Origin of the sequence: Photobacterium sanguinicancri (assembly GCF_024346675.1) — a bacterium.
GTDB lineage: Bacteria > Pseudomonadota > Gammaproteobacteria > Enterobacterales > Vibrionaceae > Photobacterium > Photobacterium sanguinicancri.
In genome coordinates this window covers 429525-448189 of sequence record NZ_AP024851.1, presented here as the reverse complement: position 1 = coordinate 448189, position 18665 = coordinate 429525, and the positions used below count along the sequence as shown (strand labels likewise).

The window sequence follows — 18665 nt, the reverse complement described above, 5'->3', positions numbered from 1 at the left end:
CATAAAATATAAACTCAATCGCATATCAGGTGTGTAATTTTACTTTCCATTTTTTAATAACTTTACACAATACAGATCAATAAAAGACAGTATTGTCACTTTTATTAATAACCAACCATTTACACATACGCCCTGCGAATACATCATTGGTTTTTTATGTATACAGAGAGTAAAAGGACACCTGTCCTTAATACAGCAAATGTGGAAAACAATTAATAATAAAAGTATCGGTTTCCAATTAAAGCTGGTGATAAGCGTATTGCTTATTATCGCTTTTTCTTCAGTCGCGACGATTGTTTATCGTAATTCAGCAGATATATTGCTAGAAGAAACATTACAAGAACAGCAATCAAAATTGACAGCAATGGCTGAAAGCATTGCGGGACAATTTAATATTTATTTAGAAAGTGCCAAAGAACTGGAGAGTGCATTCCGTCTCGGCTATATGTATGGCCTTAAAGTTGAAGACAATACCATTAACTTCGCAGGTCAATCAGTACAAAACGTCACCTTAAATGGCAAATCAATGATCAACGATACTGAAGTCGTTGACCGCTTTACTCAAAATACAACCGCTATCGCAACCCTCTTTGTAGCATCAGGAAACGATTTTGTACGCGTAGCGACATCACTAAAAAACAATAGCGGGCAACGTGCTCTCGGTAGTAAGTTAGGGCTGAACCACCCAGGCTATAACAAATTGATGAACGGTCAGCCTTACTATGCCAAGGTCGTGTTATTTGGTCATGATTACCTCACCTACTATTCACCCATCAAAGATGTAAATGGACACGTTGTTGCTATTTCCTTTATTGGACTGTCTATTGAAGAAGCTTCTAAAGCTGTATTTTCAAGCGTGAGTAATGTCCGCTGGGGTAACTCTGGCTACACTATTGTGGTTGATAATGACAAAAGTAACCTAGGTGTTTATCTGCACCACCCAGATCAGAAGCAGAAAGGTGCGTCGATTCTGAATGTTGCCGACTACAACGGAAACAAACCCTTTGGTCAACTCTTCGAATCCACCAGTGGCTTAATCAAATACCCATTTGAATATAATGGCGTCGTCGGTGAAAAATACCTAGTTTATACCGAAGTTCCTGGTTGGAACTGGAAGTTACTCGGTGGCACATTCATTAAAGAAGTCACCAAAGGTAGCCAGCAATTATTGACCATTATTGTTATTGTCGCTCTTGTGGCTGGCGTAATTACCTTCTTTATTTTAGGCCTTTACCTAAACAGGCTAACGACACCTTTAACCACACTCGCGGGTTACATGGACCGCTTAGGCAAGGGGGAAGTCACCCTTTCTATGGAGCAAGGTAATATCCATTCGGGCAATGAAATTGAGCGCCTTACTGGTGGTGTCCATAATATGGCTGCGAAACTGAATGAGCTGGTAGGTTCTATTCGCAATACTAGTGAATCAGTTCACGATCAAGCAACCAGTGTTTCTGACGATGCGCAACACAGTCTAGCTCAATCTGATATTCAGCAAGAGCAAGTGGAACAAGTGGTTACCGCTATCGAAGAGATGGCATCATCAGCGAAATCAGTGGCTGAGCAAGTTGAATCCATCGCCGAAAGTGTTCGAGCGGCTAATGAAGATAGTACATCGGGTTCAGACTTGGTTTCACAAGTTAGCGTCGAAGTTGCAGAGCTGAATGACCAGCTACGACAGTCGGCTGAAGCCATTGATATGGTCAGCCGTGAGAGCGATAACATTCAGTCGGTTACTCGCATGATCGATGAAATTGCCGAACAAACAAACTTATTAGCATTGAATGCAGCTATTGAAGCAGCACGCGCAGGTGAACAAGGTCGAGGCTTTGCCGTGGTCGCAGATGAAGTTCGAACACTCGCGCATCGCACACAGGAATCAGTTAAAGAAGTGGTGGGGATTATTGAACAACTGCGCGGCTGTACTAGTAGTGCCGTTGCCATGATGTCTGAAAGCCAGAAGAAAGGGAAATTAGTCACAGAACAGGCAACCCAAGCGGGTTTAGCGCTGGAAGGCATTACCACTCAGGTAACCTCTATTGCAGCCCAATCGGAAGTCATTGCTGCTACCTCAGAAGAGCAAGCACAGGTATCGCAAGAGATTGCCACCAATGCTACGGAGATCAGTAACCTGAACCGTCAAGGACGTAATAACGCGGCTCAAACATCACAAAGTGCTAATAATCTACAAGGGCTATCAGAAGAGCTTCAACAGCAAGTTGACTACTTCCACTAGCATCAGCGTACTTTAGCACAAAGTAAACGCCAAAGAAAAAACAAGGAGAGGCATTTACCTCTCCTTATTTTATACATGCTTTTTTATATCAGCTTGATGTTCACCTTTGTCAGGATGATACCAATAAGGCTAAATAGCTCGTCGGAAAAATATTATAAGAACTTCTCGATAAGCACTTCGTCAACATACTCACCTCGAACTTTGGCATGCTGTTTCGCCGTGCCTATCACTTCAAACCCTTGGCTAAGGTAGGCAGCCAAAGCACGCTCATTATCACTACGAACGTAAGCAAAAAGCTTTCTATATCCCTTCTCTCTTGCCGCTTCAAATGTTGCTTGAAACATTGATTTTGCAATGCCTTGGCGATGAAAATCACTACTTACGAAAGTGCCAATAATCCCAACATGATCAAATGCACGCGTATAATCAGCAAACGGCTCAACTGGCTGGAAGCCTGCAATCACACCACTTTCTTCATGTTCAGCAACCGTGAAGATGCCTCGTTCGGGGAAGCTATTAATAAAGGATTTTTCTTCTTCGGCAGTAAACGTGGTATCTAATACTGTATACAAGCCCTCTTCAACAATCGGGTTGAGCACCTGGGTGATACCTTCAGCATCATCTAAACATACGTTTCTTATAGTAAAAGTCATTTTTTAAACGTCTTTATTACTTTCGTTCTTATTGTCAGAACTGTATGTTACGCAAATTTTTCGCTGAAATCATTCGTATCTATAGATAAAGGCGCAGACAAAAAGCGTTGAATACCGATGTGAGTAAATCGTGTTCAAGCACAGCTAGGCTTGATATAACAATGGAAAGATCAAAGTAAGATCAAAAAAGCCTTCCTACCAAGCGTAAAGGTAGAAAGGCCTTCTAAATAGAATATTTATTTAATGTGCGCGCTTATTTTGAACCCTATTTCTGCACCATGATTTCTAAAATCTGAACATCTGTTTGGGTCATCGCGCCATTTGCTAGAGCGGATAAATTACGGATGGTAGCATCAACGTCATTATCGACAATACCTTCATCACCTGTTACACGAATACCATCTAATGCCATCATTGCCGCTTTAATTGCAGCACTTGCTGAAGAAGATACCTTCATTGCACAACTGGTTTTCGCGCCGTCACAAATAATGCCTGTAATGTCACCAATCATGTTACAGATAGCCGCACTAACCTGAGTAAACTGGCCACCTAATAGCCATGTCATACCCGCCACTGCGCCCATAGATGCAGTTGTTGCTCCACAGAGTGCTGACAATTTGTTTTGATGGCTTTTAATATAAATCGCCATTAAGTGCGACAGCATTAATGCACGGATCATGGTCTCACGGTCGACTTTTAAATGCTCAGCAACAACAACAACAGGCATAGTCGCTGCAATACCCTGATTACCTGAACCTGAGTTACTCATGGCTGGCTTCATTGCTCCATCCATACGCGCATCTGATGCCGCTGCAGTTCGACGCATAATATCTGTTAATAGATCTTGGCTTAATAAACCACGATCGATATTTCGTTGAAAAGTTGCACCAATTTGTAGGCCGTATTGGCCAGTTAACCCTTCTAGAGATAGAGCTTCATTTAGTTGGTAAGCTTGTTCAATAAAGTCGATATCGGCTAATGGGGCTGAAATAGCAAACTCATAAACATCATGTGCAGTAGCACCGCAGAAAGACGAGCTGTCTTTCGGGGCTTTATTATCCAATTTCACCTGATTTTCAGCAAAAATAACAGTGTCATTTTCACGAATTTCGATCACTTTGGTGTGAGAATCCGCAATCGTAACGGATACCGATTGCTCGTTAGCAAATAACGTAACTTGCGCATAAAGGATCTGAGAAACAGCAGCTACACCAACGGTAACACGCTTATCATCCAGTAATACTCTAGCCTTAGTAACATCTTCGTCCGTAATTGATTTAAGCACTTCGAGTCCAGCATCTGGGTCACCAGCTAATGCGCCAATGGCAGCCGCAATAGGTAAGCCCACCATACCCGTACCTGGTACACCTACGCCCATGCCATTTTTCATTAAGTTAGGAGATACCAGCACTTCAATACGCAGTTGCTCGTTTAGTGCTTCACCTTTTGCTATACGACGCATCGCAATTGCCGCACCTAATGCAACAGAAACAGGCTCGGTACAGCCAAGCGCAGGGACAACTTCTTTCTTAACAATATTGGTAAAACCATTCCACAGATGCTTTTTCACGTTATTCACCACTAAAGTATGCAGAAAAGTAGACAAGGCTACCTAAGTGCTTATTCAAAAAGGGATTCATGCCCCTACTTATTATGCGGATTAATATAACGCTAATAGAATGAAAAAGGTTTTCCTTATTAATATAAAAAACACCCCCAAATAGAAAAAATTACTACCAATAGCGATAATAGTGGCAATCAATTCCAAATATGACCAACATCACACATTTATCGACCTCTAATATAGATATAAAAGATACAACTTGGTTGCCAATTTAAGATGAAAACATCACGAAAATGTTAGCCACTAACACCATCGCCTTACGCGTTGACAATAGGTCGTAAATTCATCACCAAATTTTAATTTAAGCGCATCTTCTTCTGGCTCTATTTGAAAATGATTCATATAGCCAACAAACACAAAAATCATCACACAAGGTGACACTGCGCCTAAATACAACCATGCAGCAATCAAAAACAGGACTAACCCTAAATACATTGGGTTTCGTGAAAACTGATAGATCCCCCCTGTCACTAGATGTGACGTATTTTTAGGCTTGTGTGGATTAACCGTGGTACGCGCCCGTGCAAATGAGACAACACCCGATAAGCCCAGTAAGGCTCCGCTCAAGCTCAGCGCTAAGACTAAAGCTTGCTGCCCAAAAAAAGAAAATCCCCATAACGGCCAATATTGTGAAAGCAGGTACATACAACCAAGGGTGATAATCATCAATAACGGTGGCGGTAACTTTAAATACATACTCTTTTTCTACCCAAAACGGATTTAACTGAAAAACACAACTGACAAACTTCACAAAAATGCTTAAAATCGCCCACTAATCAAATGATAGGTGAATACATGAAAATTTGTGCTGTTGAGTTACGTAGCAATGAAGCTATTATCTGCATGTTAAACAAAAATAGTGGCATGATTGATATCCCTGATTGCCGAACTCAAAAGTTCATGATCAAGGATTCATTGGACAACCAAGAAATGCGCGACTTCCAATTCGCATTCAAAAAACTACTAGACGACTACCAAGTTGATCAAGTTGTTATCCGTACCCGTGAAACACGTGGTAAATTTGCTGGAAGTGCAATTGGCTTTAAGCTTGAATCTGCAATCCAACTTATTGATGGCCTTGATGTTCAGTTCATTAGCACTGCTGAAATTAAACAATCGCTAAAGCGTAACCCACTTGCGATTGATTTCCGTAGCACTGGCCTACGTCAATTCCAAGAAGCTGCATTCACAACAGCTTTTGCACAATTGAGCTAATTACTGACAACTATCAAACAAACGGAGTCACTTTACCATTTCAGAAAGTAACTCGGTGAGTGAGAGACAAATAAAGCGAAGTACTGTCTAACAGGCTTCGCTTTATTTTTGCCTAAGCATCACACCCCTACTAGCTAACAAAGTAACTGACATTACTTACTGACATTAAAATCATCAATGCCATAATAGCGAATATGGCTGCTGTGTTGGTATTTGCCATCGGGCCAAATATGGGTTGGATAGTGATAATCAGGTGATTCCATCAAAGCAACAATGCCCGGCAGACGTTGGCGCAATGATCGTCTATCTTTAACTCGCATTTCATCTGACTCTAAGTCCGCATCAGAACCTAAGTATGCCGCTGTTGCTAAATAAAAGAACTCAACGGTTTTACATTCATCATCACAGGTTGGATCGCCATAATCGTAATACCCTGCTGCCTCCGCTTTTTCCCACTGCTTATACAACAGACTTGCTTGATCTTGTTGGCTACTAAAAATTTCGGGGTAAACAAATTGCCACCCAGCATTCACGATCAGGTGATGGATTTCTTCTTGCGAAGCATCTCGACCTATCATTGGTGCCGTTTCATTCGCGGCGAGATCCTGCCCGATACGAGTTTCAAGTTGTGGCATTAAAATATCAAAGGCCTTATCAGAAAAGCCTTCTTCGCTCATTAGTAACATCGCACCTTGTTGACGTAGTGCTGGTAACAAAGCGGGTTCATCTACAATGCCATCATCATTGTTATCGAGCCATTTAGCCGTCACATTGGCGGCATAATGAAGTTTATCAACGGCAACCTTTTCCGTTGCACAGATAGTCACTGCATCGAAAATACGGGCTTGTTGGGTAAACATCGCGCCAGGACATCCAACAACAGCATTACTTTTAGGGTCAAACTCACCCGCCGTTGCCCATCCGCTTACTGTTAATGTGCCAAACATCAAGCTCATCAAACATGATGCCTTTAACGATAGCGACTTATAACCGTCATGTATGGGCATTAATACGTTCCTTATTCCAAGTTAAAATCAAAAAGACCTGCTACACATTGTGAAGCAGGCCCTTATATCGCTTATGGTGTTCGTATTAGCGGCCGTAAGTCGACACTATGTAAGTTTCAAAGTCATGACACATCACGCCATCAGATTGAGTGTTATCTGCGAGTTTAGTCGCCCCATCAACAATACTGATTGTTGCATTTAGTGGTGATATACCGGCTCGATCACGGTTAGCTAATGCTTCAATTTTATGAAGCTCCGCTTCCCATGCTTGTTCTTTCGATAAATTACACTCATCAGCCAGGTACTTCGCATTAAAGCCTTCGCCCGTTAAGCGCATAATGGTGCCATTATGGTTAACACTATTACCAGCATGCCAGTAGTGCTCAGCAAGTAATGGGCCGATTTCTGGATTATCCGTTAGGTAACCGAATTTCTCTGTGAAGTAAGCGCGAGTTTGAAAGACTGCCATATGTGCCAACAAATAGCCTTGGTATGAACATGCCGCTTCATCTGAGAGTAAATGCGGAATAGCCAGTAACGGACGTGGGCTGCACGCCAGTCCTAATATTTTCTGCTCCATGTCGCGTGCAAGCTGAGTAACATTTTCCGGCGTTAATTGGTCTTCAGGCAACTGATACAGCGCGCGCTCAAAATACGGCACAACTAAAATGCTGCGCTCAATATAAGATCGGAACGGCTGACGGCTATCCACTAAGGCTTTAATCACCTCATCGGGTACTGACTGACCTTCGGCACTCAGTGCGTACTGCTTAAGCCAATCAGCATCTTCAAGCAAACTATCACAGAACATAGACTGTGTTTCAGCATACGCCATCGATGTAGGAGCAAACTCTTGCGAAAAACACGGTGAGTTCATTTTCACGTTGGCAAAATGCGCAGCATGGCCCCCTTCATGGAATAAAGTATTGATGCCATCGTAACCGCTACCCACTTGATCAGGCTTTGCGTTACTGGTGAAGTTTACTTTTGCTGGGATCCAGCTTTCCTGATCATAAAATGAAGGTACAGGACCATGGCAGAAACCATTTTGATACTTACCCTTACGATCCAGTAAATCTAACGTAAGCTCAGCCCCTGAATAATCAATATTCAAGCGACCAAAAGATTCCACCCAGCGACGCAGTGATTGTGAAAACGGTACATAAGCATCCAAATCACGCATTGCATCACCCGAGAATGAATACACAAAGTTGTGACCCTGTAACGAAGATTCACCTAGCTTTTTCGCTAATTCATCTAAACTTGATTGGTTACTTTCACGTGTTCGCGCTTCGAAATCATCAAGGATGACAAACAGCTCTTCTGCCGTCATCTGCTCAGTTTTTACTACCGAGAAATCAAAGAAGTTGTCATAGCCAAGTGAGCGTGCAAACTTGTTACGCAGCTTGACCAAATCTAAGAAACCATTCGTTAATAGCCATTGTTCAAGATCCAGCAATGCTTGATGCGATGATTGACGAACACCTTCATCACCGCTGTTGCGGATATTGGCACCTAGTACAGGTAAAGAGCCTTCTGCCTGCTGGCCATTCTCATCGGTATAGCACATTGCGTGATTCTGTTTTTTCTCAAACAGGTCAGCTTCAAACTTGATGATGTCAGCTTTTAAGGCTTGAGCTTGCTGTGACTCAAGTGCATGCGACTCAAAGGTTGCTAACCACCCTTTCAAACCTATGATTGTTTGTTCGCGCTCTTGCGCATCTGTAATCGAATCTGCAGATGCTAGCTGTGCTTTTACTTCAGCAATCTTTCCTGCATCACTGATGAAATTTGTCCATGCCGTTTGTGATTTTGCCGATCCTTCGTGATCATCACTGGTCCCCATGTAGGTTTCCCAGAAGAAATCTTCTTTCTCACGATGAACGGTTAAATAGGCTTGGTTTAATGTATTGAGGTAGGCTGTTGCGGTCATTCTCGTCCCTTATTATGACTATCTAGGCTAGTACGACATAAGCCTAGCAAATAAATTCCTTATAATTCGCTGTTTTTTTAGCATAGTGAGCAAGATAACGCTTTCTTTTCTTTATGACCTTGCCACATGACATCGCATTTTTTCAATTCAGTAGCCGTTACGCCCAAATAAAAAGAGGCTCATTATAATAACGAGCCTCTATAAACAGGGATGTATATTTCAGGTAATTTACTTTTTATAGCGTTTTTAAGAAACCTTCAATTTTGTCTTTATGCATGGTTAATGTCGCTTCAGTTGGCGCTTGGATATGATGATGTGTGAAGTACACCAACAGTGCCATTTGTGCTGTTAAGCGGTTTTCTGCCTCATCAAAGATAACCGAACGTGGTGACTCCATCACTTCACGTGTACATTCACGCGTATCATTTGCAGGTAGACAGTGCATGAACATAGCGTCAGGACCCGCTTTATCCATTAATTCTTGCGTTACAACATAATTAGGAATAAACGTTGATAAACGGAGCTCTTTTTCATCTTCCTGACCAAACCAGTAGAAGCTATCAGCAACGATAATGTCACACCCTGCCACTTCATCTGTGTTGTCGGTAATCACCAACTTACCGCCTGATGCTTCACAGTTATCTAGCGCAATCTCTACCCATTTTTGTGGTGCTTTAAAGCGTTCAGGGCAAATGTGTTTGAAAGTCATGCCAAACTTAGTACACGCAAACATTAATGAAGAAGTAACGTTGGTCGCATCACCCACAAAGGCAACTGTTAAATCGCTCAAGGATTTACCTTCAGGTAGGTGCTCTGCCATCGTAAATAAATCAGCCATTATTTGGGTTGGGTGCAACCAATCACACAAACCATTGATCACCGGCACACTTGCTTGCTCAGCTAGCCCAGCTACCGTGCTGTGCTCATCAACACGCGCCATAATCACATCAACCATTCGCGATAAAACTCGACCAGTATCTTCCAATGATTCTTTGCTACCAAGATGGATGTCTTTTGGTGACAAGAATAAAGCATGACCACCTAGCATTGTTGCCGCAGTTTCAAAAGAGACACGAGTACGAGTTGATGGTTGTTCAAAAATCATTGCAACCGATTTGCCTTTAAACAACTGGGGTAATGCATTTTCTTTACGTGCTTCTTTTAGCATTGCCATTAACTCAAGAATATCGTTCAATTCTTTTTTAGTGTAATCCTGAGTTTTAAGGAAATGACGTAAACCTTCTTTTTTTAGGTTAGTTGCACTTGAAGATGGCATTTTCATAATATATTCCTTTTATTCTTTATGATATTCAGTTGCAATTTTAATAAGTATTAACTGAAAGTAGAAACTGATGTTCCCCGCTTTGTTGGAATCATTATTGCCAGAATAAAAAATTAAATCTTAAACTAGAATCACTAATCGGTCAGTGACACTAAAAGCCAATTTACTTCCTGATTAACGTCACAAATATAAGTCAGTGCCATTTGTCTTTATCGATATTTGATTCTGATACTCTTGAATTATAACAAGCAAAAAAAAGCCAGTACATTAGTACTGACTTAAATAACTATACAATCACAAAAGTAATGTGATAAACGTCATAAGTAAGGTGTAATAATTAATTTAATGTAGGGTCTGCCTTTATTCGAGGAAGATTGCGCGGTAAATAAGTGCCTAAATAGGCTTCGGTTAATATTTTTGCTTCACGCGCCATTTCAGGTGGTATATCGCCATTTTCGCGATAGTTCATTGAATAAACCTTATCTGCAACCTGTAGCGCAATAGCAAAAATATTCACATCATTCGGCAATTCGGGTAATACAAAATAACGTCGATAGATGACTTCAACATGTTCCGCTAACAAAAGATCATTTTGTGCATCTGCATGTCGTATAGAAGTATAAGTATGTTGGCCAAGCAATATACGTTGCACGAGCGGATTGCCTCGATAATAGTTAACAAAGCCTTGCTCTATCATCCTATTAATGTCACTCCAATGGCGAATTTCTTCAGGTTTTATCGCTTCATCTAAGACGTGGGTGAAATCTGCGAATATGCCTTCCATTAGCCCATAAATGAGCGCTTCAATATTTGGATAATGGTGATAAACCGTAGAAGCTGCTATTGAGGCTTCTTTAGCAACATCATAAATTGAAATCGCATTCACATCACGGTGAGCAACCAAACTCGTTATGGCAGTATGAATCCGTTCTAGGCGCTTCTCGGTTGATTCTCGCTTCATGCGTGCTTCCTACTTTACATTATGCTTATTGTTATGAATGGATGTAGTTACTATTTTTCGCTTCTTGTTAAAACTATCAATTAATGCGACATATTACCGTATATGATGTAGTCAATAATGTGCGAAACCCATCAGGCTCACCATCTTTTGCTGTAATCTCTAAAAATACTTCACGGTTAATTATTTACTCAACCTAGCACATCACACTTACTACTCTGTTTCTCTTCTCTCATTAAAATTTACCTCTTGTTCCCCCTTTGCTAACTTGATCAGAATCAATTTTCGCCATCTCACCTACTTTCGCCCTGAAATATGGTCATTCCATCACGACCTAGTTGTTACATATCAGCATTAAACCGATAAGTGATTCTCATAACGAAAATAAGTGGCTCACCCTGATTAAATAAACAACAGAACAACAATTCGCAACATCCAATAAATGAAATAACACAGTACGGAGAATCATTATGGACGCGCAAGTATCCAAAGGGAAAATGGGGGTAACGAGCCTAGCATTATTTAGCTTATGTGCCGTTATCGTCGTTGATACATTAACCGCTTCAGCATCCATTGGTGTTAGTTCCATCGGCTGGTGGCTAGTAACACTGGTTATATTTGTTATTCCTTACGGTTTAATTACCTCAGAACTTGGTACAACTTACCCTGGTGATGGCGGTATTTACGATTGGGTTAAAAAAGCATTTGGATATAAATGGGCGGTAAGAACTACATGGTTCTACTGGATAAATGTCGGGTTATGGATGCCTGCGGTTTATATTATGTTTGCAGGTATGTTCTCAGAACTATTTGCACCTGGCCTTTCTTTATTCTGGCAAATCATTATTTGTATCGCTCTCACGTGGTTAACAATTTGGATTTGTAATGTCTCAGTCGATGTGGGTGTTTGGGTAACTAATATTGGCGCCATATTAAAGATAACGGTTATATCTATATTAGGTTTTGGTGGGTTTATTTATGCCGCTAAGCATGGCGTTGCGAATGAATTCTCGATTGAAGCCATGATGCCAAGTTTAGATACCGGCGTTGCCTTTTTACCTGCTTTAGTTTTCAACCTTATGGGCTTTGAACTTGTCGCCACAATGACCAAAGAAATGAAAGACGTCCGCGATATGCCTAAGTCTATTTTCCTTGCCGCTGCAATTACCGCTTTCCTTTACGTCTTTGGCACAGTGGGCATCTTGATGGCGCTGCCAGTTCAAGATATAGGCCTAGTCGCAGGTATTATCGACACATTACGTAAGTTGTTTGGCACTGGTTTATTTGGGCAAAGCATGGTCTACGTGATCGGTACAATGGCGCTATTAACCTTCATCGGTAACATGGTGACGTGGACAATGGGTGCAAGCCGTGCCGCAGCAGAAGCTGCTGGTGAAGGTGAACTGCCTGACGTTGTGGCTAAGATGTCAGAAAAACACGATACACCTGTCGGCGCAAATAACATCACAGGGATCTTATCTACTGTTGTCATCATTGCGTATGCCATTTTTGCGCAAAGTAGTGACGAACTATTCTGGTCTGTATTTGCCTTCTCTAGCTGCATCTTCTTACTCCCATACCTATTCATGTTCCCGTCATACCTAAAACTGCGTATTGCTGATGGTGATCGTGAACGTCCGTTCCGTGTACCTGGTGGCATGGGTGTGCAATGGCTACTCAGCATTGTTTGCTTCCTCACTATTGCGCAAGCCGTGGTGCTATTTATCTTCCCTGACCTGTTCACTCTCTCTGTTGATTGGGTTTACAGCGCCCCAGTGCTGTTTGGCGTAATACTCACCGTCGGGATTGGTGAGTACCTGCTTACATTGGCCGTGAAGAAAAAAGCACAATCGGAAAAAACGGTGACTTATGAAGAGCACACCGCTTAGTGCCCCCCTGCTTTAACTGCGAATTCAAACAAAAATAAATAAGGACATAATCATGACTAAGCAATTAGATACCACACCAAAACAAGATGGATTCAGAATGCCAGCGGAGCACGAACCTCAAGCTGGGATTTGGATGGCATGGCCAGAGCGTACCGACAATTGGCGTTATGGTGGCAAACCCGCTCAGGCAACCTTTGTTGCAGTCGCAACAGCAATAGCAAAAACAACGCCAGTGACTATGGTGGTGAGTGCGCATCAATTCGAGAACGCACGCGCTATGCTGCCGAGTGACATTCAGCTACTGGAAATGAGTACCGATGATTCTTGGATGCGTGATATTGGCCCTTCGTACGTGGTAAATGACAACGGTGAACGTCGTGGGGTTGATTGGCACTTCAACGCTTGGGGAGGATTATTAGATGGTTTGTACTTCCCATGGGATAAAGACGATGCTGTCGCGCGAAAAGTGTGTGAAACCCTCGGCGACAATAGCTATCGTGCCCCTATCGTACTTGAAGGTGGATCAATTCATGTTGATGGCGAAGGGACTCTTTACACGACTGAAGAGTGCTTATTACACCCAAGCCGTAACCCTGATTTAAGCCGCGAGCAAATAGAGGCAGTATTAAAAGAGCACCTTGCGATAGACAAAATCATTTGGATCCCGCAAGGTTTGTTTAACGATGAAACCAACGGGCATGTTGATAACCTCATCCATGTGGTTCGTCCCGGCGAAATAGCATTAACATGGTGTGATGACGAAAATGACCCGCAATACCCAATCTCACGCATGGCATTAGATATACTAGAGACAGAAACCGATGCAAAAGGCCGTCGGATTAAAGTGCACAAATTGCCTATGCCAGGCCCTCTATTCATAACGGAAGATGAGGCAGGCGGCATTGATGCATCAGACGGTATGGAGCGTGTTGCGGGTGAACGGTTAGCAGGCTCTTACGCTAACTACCTGATCTCTAACAAACACATAGTATATCCGCTGCTAGATAAAAATCACGATGCCGAAGTCGCAGACATGTTGGGCACTATCTATCCGGGGTACCAAGTCTCAGGCGTAAATGCACGAGAGATCCTACTGGGTGGCGGTAATATTCACTGTATTACCCAACAAATCCCTCGCGTGTAATCAAAAAGGTCAAAACCATAGAGTAATTCGCCTCTTTAGTATTTGCTAAAGGGGCTTTTCATTCTCTTCATTTCACAATTTATATTTGCTGCAGAAATAAAAACGCACTCACCTTACTGTTACAACCTTGACTTCACGCTTGTAAAACTTATCATAACGACAATTAATCCGTTTTCGTTATAGGAGGTACATAATATGTTTATTAATACACGTATTCCGCTACGTACCTTCTTTACACCTATCGCCTACCATCAGCGTCCGCTGATCGCTTAGCTCAGGCAGTAAATATTCACTATTTACTGCCGCCAAAGACACACTCAATCAGCCTACAGTAAACTCTCCGATCACAATTAAAATGTGACGGTTATCTGATTGCACCTTGTCAGTTTGCGGCATATTCAAATGCAATAGCAAAATATCGCCATCAATGAGCGAATACGAGGCAATACAATGACAATTAAGCATTGGTCTAAAATGGAAATGCTCCATGAGACAGTACAAAACAAAAATATCACTTTAAAAGGCACACACAGTTACTATAGCGGCGCCTACGATAATGGTTTTGAACAGTCGGTTGTGCGTTACCTTCATGGTGATGAAGTCAGTAAACATTGGGAACCACGCTGGGAGATAGATAAGCTCTCCATTGGTGATTACGTTTGTATTGGCGCTGAAGCCGTCATTCTAATGGGGGGTAACCATACCCATCGCGCAGATTGGTTCTCCCTGTACCCTTTCATGGATAAAATTGAAGAAGCCTACCAATCTAAAGGTGACACCATACTAGAAGATGGCTGCTGGATTGGTATGCGTGCCATGATAATGCCAGGCGTTACCGTAGGTGAAGGCGCAATCGTTGCTGCAAATAGCGTAGTCACTAAAAATGTGCCACCTTATGCCATCGTTGGTGGTAGCCCTGCCACAATAATCCGTCTACGTTTCTCTGACGATACTACCAAACGCTTACTGGCCTTAAAGATTTATGACTGGCCAGAAGCTAAGTTTGAGGCGTTAAGAGACTTGATCTGTAGCAGTAATATTGGTGCATTAGAGCATGCAAATAATATCTATCAGAGTTAAGCTATAACTTAATAACAAGCCCAGTCAACATAAGAGCGATTGGGCTTAAAGTTTTAATTAATAACAAATTACTGCGCAATATCCAATTGATTCGCTGTCACGCCATTGGTACGGAACCAACCTGCGATGCTAAAGCGCGGTTTATTTGTTGGCAGTACTTCATGAGGGAACTGTTCAGATAAAAACACGAACAAGCGGCCTGATTTAGGAGGTAAGGTTGCAATGATATTGCCATCCAAATCATAAACCACCAACTCACCTGCATCTTCTTTGCTCCAAGCGTCGTTCATGTAAAAAACCGTCGTTAAACGGCGGTTTTCGTTACCATGAAAACAGTCGAGGTGCTTCTTATAAAAGTCACCTTTTTCGTACTTAGCAAAGTGCGCTTCATACTCAAATAAACCTAGGTAGAAATGTTGATTTGCAGCACGACGAATCGCTTCCATACGAGAAAGGAAATCATCAACCGCTGCGCCTTGGCTCTCTGCCAGCCAGTGAATTTTATCACTGCGGATAGAGGATTCACGCATCACTTCATCGTTACGACCAATACACGCTTTTTTCCACTCATCAGGCATGCAGGCTTTTAAGTCTTCAACTTGTTCAGCAGAAAGAAAGTCATCCCAGATGTAGTAACCGTTTGTATCTAGCGCTTCAATTAACTTGTTCATCAACATTTCATTGCGAATTATTCAGGGATGCGCGTTATATAACCATCCTCCCCGCGTCACAATTCGATTTTCTTGTCGTAGTAATAAGCCAAATTACTCAACCTATATAATCAATGAATTAGCGCATAAACCCGCCAGTCATCATTGGTGGCTTTTATGCTATTGATAATATATTTTGCTTTTTACCCTCTTTATGCTCGATTTCGAGTAAAATACTCCCGCTAATTTTCCCTCAATACGGATTCATCATTTTGCATACTCTTTCTCAGCTAAAATCTGGCGAACTGATCGGTACTAAACGCCTAAAACTAGCCGAAGGCTTAACCGATTTTCCTCTCGAAATTCTGACCTTAGCTGATACGTTAGAGGTGCTGGATTTATCTGATAATGCACTTAGCTCACTGCCTGATGCTTTAGTTAAACTGACCAAGCTGAAAATCATTTTCGCATCAAACAACCAATTTGATACGTTACCAGCGGTATTGGGGCAATGCCCTGAACTTGAAATGATCGGTTTCAAATCTAACCACATCAGTCACGTGCCTGAAAATGCGTTACCGGCGAAGTTGCGCTGGCTAATTCTGACCGACAACCGCATTGAAGTGATGCCTGAAACGTTAGGTGAGTGCCCTCGCCTACAGAAGCTAGCATTAGCGGGTAACTGCCTTACAGCATTACCACTGAGCATGTCGACGTTATCCAATCTTGAATTACTACGTATTTCTGCAAACAAACTGCAACAATGTCCTGAGCAGCTTTTGCAATTGCCTAAGTTAGCTTGGTTTGCGTTTGCTGGAAATCCATTTTGTGAATCGACATTAAAAGTTAAATCTGTGCCATCAATTGCTTCAAGCCAATTTGAATTAGCTCAATTACTTGGTCAAGGGGCATCTGGTGTTATTTCAAAAGCGATGTGGAATGGCGACCATACTGGATTTCCCGCTGATATCGCCGTAAAAGTCTTTAAGGGTGAAGTCACCAGTGATGGTTACCCTGAAGATGAACTACAAGCTTGCTTAAAAGTCGGAAATCACCCTAATTTAGTCCAATCATTGGCCCAAGTGAATGAAGAGGGTTACTTAGCGTTGATCATGAACTTGATCCCAGCTCACTATAATAACCTTGGCTTACCACCAAGCCTTGATAGCTGCACACGCGATACTTTCCCTACCGGTTTTACCTTACCAGTAACGGATATAGCACGCATGGTTGAGCAAATGGAAGGCGTATTTGCGCACCTGCATGACAATCAAGTGTGTCATGGTGATTTATACGCGCACAACACCTTGTTTGATGAGAATGCGAATATCATTTTTGGTGATTTTGGCGCAGCGTCTATGTATCACATGCTTAATGAGCAGCAACAACAACGTATTAGAGCTATAGAGCAACGTGCGCTGCATCACTTTATTGATGATCTACTTAGTGTTTGCGCAGAAAGTGATAAAGCCTCTGAGGCTTATCAAGCTTTAACAAAACGTATATGGACAGAAGGCATATAGCCATAAGGTATCCAGTCAGAACGCATAGCTTACAGTGAGATCAGTTCGCGTTATCGTCCTGATGATAAATACAACTTATAACCAATCCAGATAAAAGAAGGGCTACCCCAATGAGGTAGCCCTTCTTATATTTATCTAATTACAGCGCTTTTACCGTAAACCAAATTAGCAACTAGCGGCGCTTGTCGTTATTACGTGCAGGCTTACGCTTGTTTTTAGGAACATAATTCAGAATAGACACTGGCAGTTCTTTTGTCGGAACGAAACCGTCCACATCTTTACGAACAAGCAAATGACCTAACAAGCTTTCAATCATGCACAAGTTTTTGAAATCGTCTCTTGATACTAAAGAAATCGCTTCACCCGATGCACCAGCACGGCCAGTACGACCAATACGGTGAACATATTCGTCAGCTGGGAATGGTAGATCGTAGTTCACAACACGATCAAGATCATCGATATCGATACCACGCGCAGCAACACCTGTTGCTACCAATAGTTTCAATTCGCCAGATTTGAATTTTTCAAGTACTTGCTCACGCGCAGCTTGGCTTCGGCCACTGTGGATCGCTTCAGCAACAATGCCACGTTTTTCTAGCTGTGAAACTAATTTAGCCGCACCATGTTTTGTTTCGATAAAGATAAGTGCTTGTTCCCACTCATTCTCTTTAATCAAATGGCTAAGAAGTGCCGATTTCTTGTCTTTATCTACCGAGATTAACCATTGATCGATCTTTGGTGCTGTATCGGCATTTGCCTTCACAGCAATCTCTACTGGGTTTACGATAGCCGTTTTCGCTAGTGCACGAACTTGCTTTGACAAAGTAGCAGAGAACAATAAGTTCTGGCGATCTTCTGGTAGACGTTCCATGATTTTATTGATGTCTTCAATAAAGCCCATGTCCAACATGCGGTCAGCTTCATCAAGAACCAATATTTCTAGTGCATCAAAGTGAATAGCTCGTTGGGTATACATATCCAACAAACGACCAGGCGTTGCTACTAGGATATCAACACCATCGATCAAGCGTTGTTTTTGATCGGCGTAATCAACACCACCATACATAGCAAGTGATGTATGCTGAGAATACTTGCTGTATTGCGCAATATTCTTTTCTACCTGAATCGCAAGTTCGCGTGTAGGCGTTAAGATTAACGCACGGATACGTTTAGCACGTACTTCTACATCGCTATCTAACATAGTTAGAATAGGTAACGCAAAGCTAGCCGTTTTACCTGTACCCGTTTGAGCACCAGCAAGAAGGTTACGACCTTTCAAAATAGCGGGAATAGCTTGTTCTTGAATAGGGGTCGGCTTGCTGTAGTCCAATTCGGCGATGGCTTTTAGGATTGATTCGTGTAATCCAAGCTTAGAGAATGACATGTAGGATCTCGGTAGAAAATAATAATCAACAGCCTCCGCATAAGCCGAGGCTGAAAGCATAGCCGCACAGTTTAACAGAATCCCGCA

The 18665-nt window shown here is 42.1% G+C and carries 15 protein-coding genes; 6 read left to right on the top strand and 9 right to left on the bottom strand.

Annotation, left to right across the window (positions count from 1 at the left end; genetic code table 11):
- The first annotated feature begins 199 nt into the window (after nt 1-199).
- Nucleotides 200-2236: a methyl-accepting chemotaxis protein gene (locus OCU87_RS18955; RefSeq protein WP_261859097.1), complete on the top strand. Its 2037-nt coding sequence runs from the start codon at nt 200-202 to the stop codon at nt 2234-2236.
- A 152-nt stretch (nt 2237-2388) separates the two neighbouring features.
- Here the strand turns inward: OCU87_RS18955 and OCU87_RS18950 are convergent, their stop codons facing one another.
- The 3 genes from OCU87_RS18950 to OCU87_RS18940 all read right to left on the bottom strand — a co-directional run bounded on the left by OCU87_RS18950 (nt 2389) and on the right by OCU87_RS18940 (nt 5209).
- Nucleotides 2389-2889, bottom strand: coding sequence for a GNAT family N-acetyltransferase (locus OCU87_RS18950; protein WP_261859096.1), 501 nt, complete (start codon nt 2887-2889; stop codon nt 2389-2391).
- A gap of 265 nt (nt 2890-3154) precedes the next feature.
- Nucleotides 3155-4459 carry an L-cysteine desulfidase family protein gene (locus tag OCU87_RS18945; protein ID WP_261859095.1) on the bottom strand — a complete coding sequence of 435 codons (1305 nt, stop codon included), beginning with the start codon at nt 4457-4459 and terminating at the stop codon, nt 3155-3157.
- A 297-nt stretch (nt 4460-4756) separates the two neighbouring features.
- Complete coding sequence (locus tag OCU87_RS18940; RefSeq protein WP_062687847.1) at nt 4757-5209, bottom strand: methyltransferase family protein; 453 nt, start codon at nt 5207-5209, stop codon at nt 4757-4759.
- Nucleotides 5210-5308: 99 nt separating this feature from the next.
- Between OCU87_RS18940 and OCU87_RS18935 the strand changes: the two genes are divergently transcribed.
- Nucleotides 5309-5728 (top strand): DUF3010 family protein, encoded by a 420-nt coding sequence (locus OCU87_RS18935; protein WP_062687846.1) that lies wholly within the window; start codon nt 5309-5311, stop codon nt 5726-5728.
- Between the two features lie 152 nt (nt 5729-5880).
- Here the strand turns inward: OCU87_RS18935 and OCU87_RS18930 are convergent, their stop codons facing one another.
- The 4 genes from OCU87_RS18930 to OCU87_RS18915 form a co-directional block, all read right to left on the bottom strand.
- Nucleotides 5881-6735 (bottom strand): hypothetical protein, encoded by an 855-nt coding sequence (locus OCU87_RS18930; protein WP_261859094.1) that lies wholly within the window; start codon nt 6733-6735, stop codon nt 5881-5883.
- An 85-nt stretch (nt 6736-6820) separates the two neighbouring features.
- Nucleotides 6821-8668, bottom strand: a complete 1848-nt coding sequence (locus tag OCU87_RS18925) for a M3 family metallopeptidase (protein WP_261859093.1) — start codon at nt 8666-8668, stop codon at nt 6821-6823.
- Between the two features lie 235 nt (nt 8669-8903).
- Entirely contained in the window at nt 8904-9950 is a 1047-nt protein-coding gene (gene ptcA, locus OCU87_RS18920) for a putrescine carbamoyltransferase (RefSeq protein WP_261859092.1), read from the bottom strand.
- Between the two features lie 337 nt (nt 9951-10287).
- Nucleotides 10288-10911, bottom strand: a complete 624-nt coding sequence (locus OCU87_RS18915; RefSeq protein WP_062687843.1) for a TetR/AcrR family transcriptional regulator — start codon at nt 10909-10911, stop codon at nt 10288-10290.
- 467 nt (nt 10912-11378) lie between these two features.
- On the opposite strand from OCU87_RS18915, the gene OCU87_RS18910 reads away from it, so the two are divergent.
- The 3 genes from OCU87_RS18910 (at nt 11379) to OCU87_RS18900 (ending at nt 15021) form a co-directional block, all read left to right on the top strand.
- Nucleotides 11379-12797: an APC family permease gene (locus OCU87_RS18910; protein ID WP_094957826.1), complete on the top strand. Its 1419-nt coding sequence runs from the start codon at nt 11379-11381 to the stop codon at nt 12795-12797.
- Between the two features lie 52 nt (nt 12798-12849).
- Nucleotides 12850-13941, top strand: a complete 1092-nt coding sequence (gene aguA, locus OCU87_RS18905; protein WP_261859091.1) for an agmatine deiminase — start codon at nt 12850-12852, stop codon at nt 13939-13941.
- Between the two features lie 450 nt (nt 13942-14391).
- Nucleotides 14392-15021, top strand: a complete 630-nt coding sequence (locus OCU87_RS18900; RefSeq protein ID WP_062687841.1) for a CatB-related O-acetyltransferase — start codon at nt 14392-14394, stop codon at nt 15019-15021.
- Nucleotides 15022-15089: 68 nt separating this feature from the next.
- Here OCU87_RS18900 and OCU87_RS18895 read toward each other — a convergent pair whose 3' ends face one another.
- The gene (locus OCU87_RS18895; RefSeq protein ID WP_062687840.1) at nt 15090-15692 is read right to left on the bottom strand and encodes a 2OG-Fe(II) oxygenase; all 603 of its coding nucleotides are present in this window, start codon (nt 15690-15692) and stop codon (nt 15090-15092) included.
- A 251-nt stretch (nt 15693-15943) separates the two neighbouring features.
- Here OCU87_RS18895 and OCU87_RS18890 point away from each other — a divergent pair, with 251 nt between their 5' ends.
- Nucleotides 15944-17194: a leucine-rich repeat-containing protein kinase family protein gene (locus tag OCU87_RS18890; RefSeq protein WP_261859090.1), complete on the top strand. Its 1251-nt coding sequence runs from the start codon at nt 15944-15946 to the stop codon at nt 17192-17194.
- 172 nt (nt 17195-17366) lie between these two features.
- Here OCU87_RS18890 and OCU87_RS18885 read toward each other — a convergent pair whose 3' ends face one another.
- Entirely contained in the window at nt 17367-18578 is a 1212-nt protein-coding gene (locus OCU87_RS18885; RefSeq protein WP_062687839.1) for a DEAD/DEAH box helicase, read from the bottom strand.
- Nucleotides 18579-18665 lie beyond the last annotated feature (87 nt).

What these genes read in the sequence shown, in the direction of transcription:
- OCU87_RS18930 (WP_261859094.1), bottom strand. Translation starts at nt 6,735, where the DNA reads ATGCCCATACATGACGGTTATAAGTCGCTATCGTTAAAGGCATCATGT.
- OCU87_RS18895 (WP_062687840.1), bottom strand. Translation starts at nt 15,692, where the DNA reads ATGAACAAGTTAATTGAAGCGCTAGATACAAACGGTTACTACATCTGG.
- OCU87_RS18950 (WP_261859096.1), bottom strand. Translation starts at nt 2,889, where the DNA reads ATGACTTTTACTATAAGAAACGTATGTTTAGATGATGCTGAAGGTATC.
- OCU87_RS18885 (WP_062687839.1), bottom strand. Translation starts at nt 18,578, where the DNA reads ATGTCATTCTCTAAGCTTGGATTACACGAATCAATCCTAAAAGCCATC.
- ptcA (WP_261859092.1), bottom strand. Translation starts at nt 9,950, where the DNA reads ATGAAAATGCCATCTTCAAGTGCAACTAACCTAAAAAAAGAAGGTTTA.
- OCU87_RS18955 (WP_261859097.1), top strand. Translation starts at nt 200, where the DNA reads ATGTGGAAAACAATTAATAATAAAAGTATCGGTTTCCAATTAAAGCTG.
- aguA (WP_261859091.1), top strand. Translation starts at nt 12,850, where the DNA reads ATGACTAAGCAATTAGATACCACACCAAAACAAGATGGATTCAGAATG.
- OCU87_RS18935 (WP_062687846.1), top strand. Translation starts at nt 5,309, where the DNA reads ATGAAAATTTGTGCTGTTGAGTTACGTAGCAATGAAGCTATTATCTGC.
- OCU87_RS18940 (WP_062687847.1), bottom strand. Translation starts at nt 5,209, where the DNA reads ATGTATTTAAAGTTACCGCCACCGTTATTGATGATTATCACCCTTGGT.
- OCU87_RS18915 (WP_062687843.1), bottom strand. Translation starts at nt 10,911, where the DNA reads ATGAAGCGAGAATCAACCGAGAAGCGCCTAGAACGGATTCATACTGCC.
- OCU87_RS18925 (WP_261859093.1), bottom strand. Translation starts at nt 8,668, where the DNA reads ATGACCGCAACAGCCTACCTCAATACATTAAACCAAGCCTATTTAACC.
- OCU87_RS18910 (WP_094957826.1), top strand. Translation starts at nt 11,379, where the DNA reads ATGGACGCGCAAGTATCCAAAGGGAAAATGGGGGTAACGAGCCTAGCA.
- OCU87_RS18900 (WP_062687841.1), top strand. Translation starts at nt 14,392, where the DNA reads ATGACAATTAAGCATTGGTCTAAAATGGAAATGCTCCATGAGACAGTA.